1 protein-coding gene is annotated in these 402 nt (G+C 66.9%); it reads left to right on the top strand.

The genetic code is table 11. The features are described from left to right. Positions 1 to 402, top strand: a 402-nt coding sequence (locus tag ABDB81_RS30460) for a hypothetical protein (RefSeq protein WP_346814429.1), incomplete at both ends; no start/stop codon positions are given.

The raw sequence follows: 402 nt of genomic DNA, 5'->3' as shown, positions 1-402 counted from the left end.
GGTATCGGCCGGACGCGATGTCATCAATGCGGCGCAGACGATCACCAACACGACAACACTGGCCAACGGCAACAGCGCAAGCGCCACGGGTGTGGGCGCCATCGGCACGATCTCGGCCACCAACAACGTTGCCGTGCTGGCTGGTCGCGACATCGGCATGGCGGGCGGTAACGTCAGCGCCGGCAAGAATGCATTGATCGGCGCAGGCCGTGATCTCGACCTCGGCACGGCTGAGACGGGCACCACGCAGGACGCTACTGCGCATGGTGGGCGCGACTATCTGCGCGAACAGACCACCCGTGGTGTTGGTAGTCTGGTGCAAGCTGGCGGCAGCGTCACGGCAGTTGCCGGGCGCGCCGCCACGCTGACCGGCTCGGCCATCCAGGCAGGCAGCGACGCCAT

Origin of the sequence: Cupriavidus sp. DL-D2, from assembly GCF_039710735.1 — a bacterium.
Lineage (GTDB): Bacteria > Pseudomonadota > Gammaproteobacteria > Burkholderiales > Burkholderiaceae > Cupriavidus.
Note: the sequence above shows the minus strand (reverse complement) of the source record. Positions and strands in the feature narration are given on the sequence as shown.